Origin of the sequence: Pseudomonas sp. (assembly GCF_050739655.1) — a bacterium.
GTDB lineage: Bacteria > Pseudomonadota > Gammaproteobacteria > Pseudomonadales > Pseudomonadaceae > Aquipseudomonas.
On the sequence record NZ_JBOIBY010000367.1, the window covers coordinates 1 to 9,431 of the forward strand.

Genomic DNA, 9,431 nt, shown 5'->3' on the forward strand with positions numbered 1-9,431 from the left:
GCGTTGACTGATGTACCGCTTTCGCGAGCAAGCCCGCTCCCACAGGGAGGTATGTGATTCAGGTGGCGCTGATATCGCGCATCAACAAACCGAAATTCAAATCCACCGCATCCGGTATCGGCAGGTAAACCGTGTGCCCGTCACCGGGCGCCACTTCGATGGGTTCGCCCTTGGCGTTCTGCAGCTGATGCAGATCAAAGTGAAAGTTGCCCTTGGGCGTCATCAGTTCCATGTGATCGCCCAGGCCGAATCGATTCTTGACCTTTACCTGCGCCAACCTGTCCCGCCGTTCACCGGTGAGTTCGCCGACAAACTGTTGCCGTTCCGACACCGAGCTGCCGTTCTGGTAGTTCTGATATTCATCATGCACATGCCGGCGCAGGAAACCTTCGGTGTAGCCGCGTTGGGCGAGGGATTCCAGGTCGGTCATCAGGCTGCGATCGAACTCGCGACCGGCGACCGCATCGTCGATGGCGCGACGGTAAACCTGGGTGGTCCGCGCGCAATAGAAATGCGATTTGGTCCGGCCCTCGATTTTCAGTGAGTGCACGCCCATCTGCGTCAGGCGTTCGACATGTTGCACCGCGCGCAGGTCCTTGGCGTTCATGATGTAGGTACCGTGTTCGTCCTCGAAGGCAGGCATCTGTTCATCGGGGCGATTGGCTTCCTGCAACAGGAACAGTTGCTCGGTGGGAGCGCCGATGCCCAAGGTCGGTTCCGGCTGGAACTGCTGGACGATTTCGCCGAGCGTGTTTTCCTTGGCGGGTTGCGCCGAATATTTCCAGCGGCAAGCGTTGGTGCAACTGCCCTGGTTGGCGTCGCGCTTGTTCATGTAGCCCGACAGCAGGCAGCGCCCGGAGTAGGCCATGCACAGCGCCCCGTGGACAAACACCTCCAGCTCCATGGCCGGGACCTGTTGACGGATTTCGGCGATCTCCTCCAGGGACAATTCCCGCGACAGGATCACCCGGCTCAAACCCAGTTGCTGCCAGAACTCGACGCTCGCCCAGTTCACCGTATTGGCCTGGACCGAGAGATGGATCGGCATCTGCGGGTAGTGCCGGCGCACCAGCATGATCAGGCCGGGGTCGGACATGATCAGCGCGTCCGGCGCCATGGCGATGATGGGCGCCAGATCCTTGAGGAAGGTCTTGAGCTTGGCGTTGTGTGGCGCGATGTTGACCACGACATAAAAACGCTTGCCCTGCGCCTGGGCCTCGCGGATACCCAGGGCCAGGTTGGCGTGATCGAACTCATTGTTACGCACACGCAAGCTGTAACGCGGCTGGCCGGCGTACACCGCATCGGCGCCGTAGGCGAAGGCATAACGCATGTTTTTCAGGGTGCCAGCAGGTGCAAGCAGTTCCGGTGCAATGAGGATCATGGTGAGTCGATCGCAAAAGCCGCGCAGGGTAGTCGTCTTGGCCCGAGGCTTTATTGATCTGGATCTATGTTTTATTCACCAATGGAGGGCACTCGTGCGCGCCGTGGTGGCCTAAGCATCAGGACGTACTTTCGCGTCCAGGCAGACAGGCATGGATCCGACATGAACGACGAAACCCTCAAAGACAGATCGCTGACGATCCTGCTGGCCGTGGTGAGCATTGCTTTTGTCTGGATATTGCTGCCGTTCTACGGCGCGGTGTTCTGGGCGGTGATCCTCGGGATCCTGTTTGCACCCATGCAGCGCAATTTGCAACTGAAGCTCGGCTGGCAGCGCAACCTCACGTCGCTGCTCACACTGAGTATCTGTCTGTTGATCGCGATCCTGCCCGTGATCGTCCTGAGCATCTTCCTGGTTCAGGAGGGGACAGCGGTTTACAAGAACATCGAAAGCGGCGAGTTGGACATCGCCGGGTACGTGGCGCAGTTCAAACACAGCCTGCCGGTGTATTTCCAGCATTTGCTCGATCGTTTCGGCATGGGTGAACTGAACGGGCTGCGGGAGAAAATCATCAAGAGTGCGATGACCGGCAATGAGTTCGTGGCCAGCAAGGCCTTCAGCTTCGGTCAGGGCACGTTCGAGTTCATCGTCAGTTTTTTCATCATGCTGTACCTGCTGTTTTTCTTCCTGCGCGACGGCGCGGAACTGGCCCGCAAGGTACGCACGGCCGTGCCATTGGAGGAGCACCAGAAGCGACGATTGCAGCTCAAGTTCAATCGTGTGGTACGAGCCACCGTGAAGGGCAATCTGGTGGTGGCGATTACGCAGGGCGCTTTGGGCGGTTTGATTTTCTGGTTTCTGGACATTCCCAGTGCGTTGATCTGGGCGGTATTGATGGCGTTTCTGTCGCTGCTGCCCGCGGTGGGGGCGGGGATTATCTGGGCGCCTGTAGCGGCGTTCTTTGTGTTCACCGGGGCGATCTGGCAAGGGGTGACGCTGGTGTTGTTCGGGGTGTTCGTCATCGGCCTGGTGGATAACGTGCTGCGACCGATTCTGGTGGGCAAGGATACGAAGATGCCCGACTACATGATCCTGATCTCGACGCTGGGCGGCCTGGCGATTTTTGGCCTGAACGGCTTTGTGATCGGTCCCTTGATTGCCGCGCTGTTCATGGCGAGCTGGGACATTTTCCTCGAAACCAAACCGCGGGTTCAGCTGCCTTAGGCGTTGAACTTGCCTGGCTGCTCTGCGCCGATGCGCTGCGACAGTGCCTGGGCCGCTGGAAGAGAAGTAAGCGGGCCGCTGATCGGCTCTCCGTCCTGAACCAGATACCAGCAGGCGAGCAGTCCCGATTCCCTGAGCGATGCGGGAACGGCGCTGCCAATAACGGACATGATTTGAACCTGAGACATCATAAGTACCTCCATCAATCTATGGAGCTACCTTACGGGCTGGGGGATTTTTCGGACAATCACCGTTTTCGATAGTGGTCATTGATGTCAGTGAGGGCAACTGGCCGGCTGTCGCTCAGTCGACCACCTGATCGAGCATGTGCACCACTTCCCGCTCATTGAGCAGGCCCTTGCGCACCAGGTTCTGGGTCAGCAGCGAAAGGAACTTGGCGCTGCGGTGGCCCTCCAGTTGTTTGAGCTCGGTCAGCGTGTTGTACACCTTGCTCGAGGTGCACAGGCCGACAATGTGGTGCGGATTCTGCGTTGGCATGCGGTCGTCCTTGCTTTTTATCAGTATGAATTTGACCAATTTCCCCACGGGAGAGCGTCAATCTTGCCAAGTTGCACCGTTGGTACTGTTCCAAGAGCGACCTTGACGAGATTTATCCAGACTTCAGGCGACAAACGGGAGCTCTGCAGGCGCTGTGTAGGAGCTGTGTAGGAGCTGTCGAGTGCAACGAGGCTGCGATCTCTTGATCTTGTTTCTAAAAATCAAGATCAAAAGATTGCAGCCTGCGGCAGCTCCTACAAGGAGAAACGTTCAGTAGTGAGGTCGCCTTCGAATTACCAGCGGCCATAACCATGTGGAGGCCCATAGTAACCCCGTGGCGGACCGTAATAGCCACGCGGTGGCCCGTAGTAGACAGGTGCCGGGCCGTAGTAGACCGGTTGTTGCACGTAGACCGGCGCCGGCTGGTAGTAAACCGGTGGCGGTGGTGCGTAATAAACCGGTGGAGGCGCGGCGTAGACGGGTTGCGGGGCGACGTAGACCGGTCGGTTGCTGTTGATGATGGCCGAACCGACGATGGCCGTGCCGACGATCGCGCCAAACACCGCGGGACCTTCCCAACCGTCACCGCCACCGCCATGCGCTTGTGCCTGCCCTGCGATAGCCAGAGCGCCGATCAGCAAGGCAACTGTGGGAATGTTACGGATCATGATAGTTCTCCGGTTCTTCGCCTCGGCACTTTGCGTCTGCAATAGGCGCAAGGATTGTCGCGGGGATACTCCTAAGACAGCGTTTTTTTGAAAATCAGCACAGCCACTGGGTAAATTTTGTGTAAGGTCTGTACCGGTTTGCTGACGGGGTTTCGGTGCCGTGGGCAGGTACACGAATATCATCGATCAGAACACATGGGCTGGCTAATCCCGCCTATCTGAAAGTGCGCTAAAAGGAGATTTACATGCAGATGAACCCCAATCGAGACACCCAGCTGTGCATGTCCCTCTCCGGTCGCCCCGGTAATTTTGGCCTGCGATTTCACAACCATCTGTATGAACAACTGGGGCTGAATTTCTACTACAAAGCGTTCAGCAGCCAGGACCTGCCCGGCGCCGTGGGCGGTATCCGTGCCTTGGGTATTCGCGGTTGTGGCGTGTCGATGCCGTTCAAGGAAGCCTGCATCGCTTTGGTCGATGAGCTGGATGCCTCCGCCGCCGCCATCCAATCGATCAATACCATCGTCAACACCGACGGCCATCTCAAGGCCTACAACACCGATTACATCGCCGTGGCCCAGCTTCTGGAAACCCATGAAGTGCCCAAGGACACCTCGTTTGCCCTGCGTGGCAGTGGCGGCATGGCCAAGGCCGTGGCCAGCGCCCTGCGTGACGGTGGTTATAAAAACGGCCTGATCGTCGCACGCAACGAGCGCGCCGGGCGGGCTTTAGCCGAATCCCTGGGCTATGAATGGCAAGCGGATTTGAGCGCCCGGCGTCCACAGATGCTGGTGAACGTGACCCCGGTGGGCATGGATGGCGGGCCGCAAGCCGGTCAATTGGCGTTTGAAGCTGACATCATCAAGGCTGCGGACATCGTATTCGATGTGGTGGCGATTCCCTCGGAAACGCCGTTGATCGTGAGCGCACGCGCCGAAGGAAAAAAAGTGATCACCGGGTTGGAAGTGATTGCGATCCAGGCGGTGGAGCAGTTTGTGCTTTACACCGGCGTGCGCCCGACCGATGAGCAGTTTCAGAAAGCGGTGGCGTTTGCGCGGGGTTGATTGACCTGGAGTTGGATGTGCCGACGCCATTGTTGGCACATCCAAAATTGACTTGACTGATAAATCGCTTCGCCAGCAGGCTGGCTCCCACATTTGGTACTGTGATGGCGGGTTATTCCAGCCGCGCCAACCGCTCTTCCAGCGCAGCAATCCGCGCTTCAAGCTCTTCGATCCGCTCAAGTGAAACACCGCCGCCGCTGCTACGTTCCGATGGATTCTGCCGCGCAGCCATGATCGCTTCGATATCCGCCGGATCGCCCAAGGCATGGGTATAACGGTCTTCACGCTGGCCAGCCTGACGCGCAATTAATACCGCCAAACCTCGGGCAATCAATCGTTCCAGCTGATGCACCACCTGTTCGGCATCTTCAAACTCATGCATGCGCCCGCTGCGGGTCATCAGTTCGTTGACCGTCTGCGGGCCGCGCAAAAACATCAGCCCCGTCAGAATCACCTGCGCCGGTACCAGTTCCAGCGCCTTGTCGACCTTATGCTCCCAGCGATCGGCACGACTGCCCATCACCAGTTTGGCAAAGCCACGACCCTCAAGCGCACGCAGGCTCTGGCCGACCTGGCCAGGGGTGAGGTTCATCACCGGTTCGCGGCTGGTTTTCTGGTTGCAGGCAATCACCAGGGCATTGAGGGTCAGCGGATAGGTTTCCGGGCTGGTGGCCTGCTTCTCGATCAACGACCCCAGAATGCGGATTTCCGTGCTGTTGAGGCTTGGTTCTTCGAATGTCGTTTCTTGCTCAGTACTCACAGTGTCTGGAACCTCGCTAACGGTTGATCTGGAAAACTCGGCTTATCAAACCTCGTTCGGGGAGGTTAGTCGAGCATTGCCGTCTTGCCCGCGACATGTTCTGTTCAGAAGTTCACGGTTCGTTTGAGCATCTGCGCCGTCGGTGTATCCGCCGGGCTGACCATCGCATAGTTGTAGCCGCCTCCCGACCAGTATTCGGCCTGCAAGTTGCCATCGCTGCGACTGCCCCTGGGCAGCATGAAGTTCCTCGGTCCCGGTGGGCGCACGTAGAAGCTGATCTTGTTGCCGTCCTGATTCTCGTACACCACCATCGCCGCCGGCCCCTGTTCGGTGCTGAGCAGGCGTCCGCTCACTGGCTTGAATCCAGCGCCGGCCAAGTCGGGCAAGCGATTGGCCTGGGTGAAATATCGGTCGAGCCAGCCTTGCATGTCGCCGTCATCCCCGGCCCTGTAATCCGCGGGCAATATCCCCTGCTCGGCAATCAGACGGTAAGCCTGCATGGCGTCGGCCATGGGTTGCGCTGCACTGAGGAGGGTCATTTCCCGCGCCTGCCAGCCGCTGACCCCGCCGATGCTGACGGCGATCAGCAATACGGCGGCGCTTGCCAGATGGCGGCGTGACTGGCGCTTGAGGCGTTGGCGAATCTGCACCGGGTCGAGGTCCGGGTTGGCCGGTTGCTGCAAGGCGCCGCTCAGGGCTGCACGCAGTTGTTGGGCATCCTGTTGCCAGGCTCGTACCTGTGAAGCGCTATCTGGATTGCTGGCGAGAAACGTCTCCACCAGAAGCCGGTCGGCATCGCTGAGTTGGTGGTCGATATAGGCGTGCAGGTCGCGCTCGCTGGGGGGCATGCTGATCATTTGAGTCTCCGCAGGGCAGGGCGGGTGATTTCGCCATCGCTGAGTTGGCGCAGGGCCTGGCGGGCCCGGGACAGGCGGGACATCACGGTGCCGGTGGGTACGTCGAGAATCTCGGCGACCTCTTTGTAACTCAGGCCTTCCACCGACACCCACAACAGCAGCGCGCGCTGTTCGGTGGGCAGTTGATCGAAGGCGTTGAGGGTCGATTGCGCGATCACGGTGCGCTCCACCGAAGGCTGCACATCATCGCGCCCGGTGAAAAATTCGAGCATCCGTGCATAACGCCGGGAGCGGCGGTGCGCATCGAGAAACTGTCGATACAGGATCGCGAACAACCAGGCGCGCAAATCACCTTCGGGGCGTTTGTCACCCCAACTCGACAGCGCGCGTTCCAGGCACGATTGCACCAGGTCGTCGGCGCTGCTGGCGTTGCGCGTCAGCGACCCGGCAAATCGCCGCAATCTGGGGATGATTTCTCTCAGTTGTTCGTCGATATCGTTCATGAAGTTCTGGCTAGTCACTACGCTTGACCAGGAAGACGTCCGGCGCTCGAAATTATTCCACGCCTGAAAAATAAATACTGCGCGATGGAATAAACCTGTGCGGGGTTCGTCTGCCTGATTCTTCTCACTTGTGGCCGATGGCCCTGGAGTCTTTCATGGTAGATCGCTCATCACCGCCAACCCGGCCCCCGTTGAGTGCCGCGAGCCTGACGTTGCGCCTGGCCGGCATTGCCGTGGTGGTCGCCGCTGTGGCCGGGGCTTTTGCCTACGTCAATGGCACCCTTGACCCACAGCGTCTGACGCCGAAAAAACTGGTCAACGTGCTGGAAACCAACAATGGCGTGCACCCGGGTTTCCGTCGCAATCACGCCAAGGGCGTCTGCGTGATCGGTCATTTCGAGAGCAGCGGCGAGGCGCGCAGTTACTCCACCGCGCAGGTTTTCAATGAGGTGCGCACGCCGGTGGTTGGCCGATTGGCCTTGCCGCCAGGCAATCCGTACGCGCCTGACAGTGCTGTACCCATCCGTAGCATGGCGCTGCGCTTCACCCAGGCCAACGGCCAGCAATGGCGCACGGGGATGAACAGCATGCCGGTGTTCCCGGTGGGCACGCCCGAGGCGTTCTATCAATTGCAGCAGGCCCAGTCGCCGCTGTCCGCGACGGGTAAACCGGACCCCGCCGCCGTGCCGGCGTTCTTCGGTTCGCACCCGGAAGCCGCGCCGTTCCTGGCCTGGGTAAAGACCGCCAAGCCTTCGGCCAGCTACGTGACCGAGACTTATAACAGCGTCAACGCGTTTTACCTGGTCAACGCCGCCGGGCAAAAGCAGGCGGTGCGCTGGAATATGGTGCCGCAGGTGTTGGATGCGCCGGGCGCGACAGCGCCAGAAGGCAGCGATTTTCTTGAAAAAGACCTGGTGCAGCGCATCGCCGCTGGCCCGCTGCGTTGGCAGCTCATGATCACCCTGGCCAACCCCGGCGACCCGGTCAACGACGCCAGCAAGGTCTGGCCCGAGGGACGCAAGGTGTTGAACGCTGGCACCCTGGTGCTGGAAAGCGTGCAGCCACAACTGAGCGGAGAGTGCCGCGATATCAACTATGACCCGCTGGTGTTGCCCGCTGGCATCGAAGGTTCCGACGATCCGTTGCTTGCCGCACGTTCTGCCGCTTACGCCACTTCCTACCTGCGTCGCACCAGCGAAGTCAGCCAATTGCCCGCCGCCAAAAAGGAGGCCCAGCAATGAGCACTCAACCTAATCATTTCGCTCCCCTGGCGCGCCTGCTGCACTGGCTGATGGCGCTGATGATCATCGCCATGCTGTTTATCGGCGCGGGCATGGTTGCCTCGGTGTCGGAACGCCATGAATGGCTGATTAACCTGCACAAGCCCCTGGGCGTCGCCATTTTGCTGCTGGTGATTGTGCGTCTGGTCGTACGTTTCTCCACGCAACAGCCTCCACTGCCAGCTGACCTGCCGGGCTGGCAGGCACTGGCGGCCAAGGCATCGCACATCTTGCTTTACGCCTTGATGTTGATCTTGCCGTTGCTGGGTTGGGCGATGATTTCGGCATCGGGCGAACCGGTGATGCTCGGCAGTTCGTTGCAGCTTCCCTCGATCGTATCGGCCAATGCCCAGGTGTTTGCCTTCCTGCGCAAGGCCCATGGTTATCTGGCGTATCTGCTGTTTCTGACCGTGTTGCTGCATCTGGCGGCGGCGTTGTTTCACGGTTGGGTACGGCGTGATGGCGTGTTGGAGAGCATGTTGCGGGGTAAGGATCGCGGCTAATTTCCGCGACGCACACGGTCAAATGTAGGAGGGTGCGGCTTTCTACCTGTCAACTTTGACAGTATCGCGTCCCGAAAAAAGCACGTTCAATGTTCAACGACTGCAGTGACCTGGATGAGGTCAGTCGAACAGCATTGATCGTGTTATTTCGGGAGACGAACCATGTTCGAGACTGCAGGTGTGCGTTTTATACGGAGTTTTTTTTCCGCGGTTTCGTTGGCGGTGTTGCTGGGGGCCTGTGCGAATACATCGCCGCCGGAACCGGGTGGGCCGAAAAGTTGGGTTGTGGAGAGTGTGGCGAGTAAATCGACGGCAGAGCTTTATGCCGATCTGATTAAACCGGGGGTGTTTGAGCGGTCGAGTTCGAAGGTGATTGATGGTTATACCGTTGAGAGCGGGAATTTGATCATGCCGGACAGGTCTGTGGGCTCTTTGGTTACGGTGAGAAGTGGGGATGGCAGTTTAACTGCGGTTATAGAAGAAGCAGGGAAGAGTGGATTATTAGCGATCAATAACAAAGGTGAGAGTCGCTTTACGCCTTTTCCTGTTCGGGATTACTCGCTACCGGATACGGTCGTAGGAAAAGCCGAACCTGTAAAGCAATCAAAATCTGCTGGCCCCTATGTAATTGACATGCTTATCGGTTATTCGCGTTCGGCAGTCGCGGCCGTTGGTGGGGATGCTCACGCC

The 9,431-nt window shown here is 59.0% G+C and carries 11 protein-coding genes and 1 pseudogene; 5 read left to right on the top strand and 7 right to left on the bottom strand.

Annotation, left to right across the window (positions count from 1 at the left end; all coding sequences use genetic code 11):
- Positions 1-58: 58 nt before the first annotated feature.
- Positions 59-1,384 carry a tRNA 5-hydroxyuridine modification protein YegQ gene (yegQ, locus tag ACRESJ_RS17520; protein ID WP_431759028.1) on the bottom strand — a complete coding sequence of 442 codons (1,326 nt, stop codon included), beginning with the start codon at positions 1,382-1,384 and terminating at the stop codon, positions 59-61.
- Positions 1,385-1,546: 162 nt separating this feature from the next.
- Here yegQ and ACRESJ_RS17525 point away from each other — a divergent pair, with 162 nt between their 5' ends.
- Positions 1,547-2,608 (top strand): AI-2E family transporter, encoded by a 1,062-nt coding sequence (locus ACRESJ_RS17525; protein WP_431759029.1) that lies wholly within the window; start codon positions 1,547-1,549, stop codon positions 2,606-2,608.
- Here ACRESJ_RS17525 and ACRESJ_RS17530 read toward each other — a convergent pair.
- The 3 genes from ACRESJ_RS17530 to ACRESJ_RS17540 all read right to left on the bottom strand — a co-directional run bounded on the left by ACRESJ_RS17530 (position 2,605) and on the right by ACRESJ_RS17540 (position 3,774).
- On the bottom strand, positions 2,605-2,796 hold the full coding sequence (locus tag ACRESJ_RS17530) for a hypothetical protein (protein ID WP_431759030.1): 192 nt from the start codon (positions 2,794-2,796) through the stop codon (positions 2,605-2,607). The two genes, ACRESJ_RS17525 and ACRESJ_RS17530, sit on opposite strands and share 4 nt — an antisense overlap.
- Before the next feature lie 115 nt (positions 2,797-2,911).
- Positions 2,912-3,106 carry a hypothetical protein gene (locus tag ACRESJ_RS17535; RefSeq protein WP_431759031.1) on the bottom strand — a complete coding sequence of 65 codons (195 nt, stop codon included), beginning with the start codon at positions 3,104-3,106 and terminating at the stop codon, positions 2,912-2,914.
- Positions 3,107-3,399: 293 nt separating this feature from the next.
- A complete protein-coding gene (locus ACRESJ_RS17540; RefSeq protein ID WP_431759032.1) occupies positions 3,400-3,774 on the bottom strand; it encodes a hypothetical protein in 375 nt (124 codons plus the stop codon).
- A 245-nt stretch (positions 3,775-4,019) separates the two neighbouring features.
- On the opposite strand from ACRESJ_RS17540, the gene ACRESJ_RS17545 reads away from it, so the two are divergent.
- Positions 4,020-4,838 carry a shikimate 5-dehydrogenase gene (locus tag ACRESJ_RS17545; protein WP_431759033.1) on the top strand — a complete coding sequence of 273 codons (819 nt, stop codon included), beginning with the start codon at positions 4,020-4,022 and terminating at the stop codon, positions 4,836-4,838.
- 112 nt (positions 4,839-4,950) lie between these two features.
- Here the strand turns inward: ACRESJ_RS17545 and ACRESJ_RS17550 are convergent, their stop codons facing one another.
- From ACRESJ_RS17550 to ACRESJ_RS17560, 3 genes are all read right to left on the bottom strand, one after another.
- Positions 4,951-5,598, bottom strand: coding sequence for a YceH family protein (locus tag ACRESJ_RS17550; RefSeq protein ID WP_431759034.1), 648 nt, complete (start codon positions 5,596-5,598; stop codon positions 4,951-4,953).
- 104 nt (positions 5,599-5,702) lie between these two features.
- The gene (locus ACRESJ_RS17555) at positions 5,703-6,455 is read right to left on the bottom strand and encodes an anti-sigma factor family protein (RefSeq protein WP_431759035.1); all 753 of its coding nucleotides are present in this window, start codon (positions 6,453-6,455) and stop codon (positions 5,703-5,705) included.
- A complete protein-coding gene (locus ACRESJ_RS17560) occupies positions 6,452-6,958 on the bottom strand; it encodes a sigma-70 family RNA polymerase sigma factor (RefSeq protein ID WP_431759036.1) in 507 nt (168 codons plus the stop codon). Before ACRESJ_RS17560 ends, ACRESJ_RS17555 begins: the two co-directional genes overlap by 4 nt.
- A 155-nt stretch (positions 6,959-7,113) precedes the next feature.
- Here ACRESJ_RS17560 and ACRESJ_RS17565 point away from each other — a divergent pair, with 155 nt between their 5' ends.
- The 3 genes and pseudogenes from ACRESJ_RS17565 to ACRESJ_RS17575 form a co-directional block, all read left to right on the top strand.
- The gene (locus ACRESJ_RS17565; protein WP_431759037.1) at positions 7,114-8,199 is read left to right on the top strand and encodes a catalase family peroxidase; all 1,086 of its coding nucleotides are present in this window, start codon (positions 7,114-7,116) and stop codon (positions 8,197-8,199) included.
- A complete protein-coding gene (locus ACRESJ_RS17570) occupies positions 8,196-8,741 on the top strand; it encodes a cytochrome b (RefSeq protein WP_431759038.1) in 546 nt (181 codons plus the stop codon). Before ACRESJ_RS17565 ends, ACRESJ_RS17570 begins: the two co-directional genes overlap by 4 nt.
- 162 nt (positions 8,742-8,903) lie before the next feature.
- Positions 8,904-9,431, top strand: a pseudogene (locus ACRESJ_RS17575) (hypothetical protein); the annotation flags it as partial.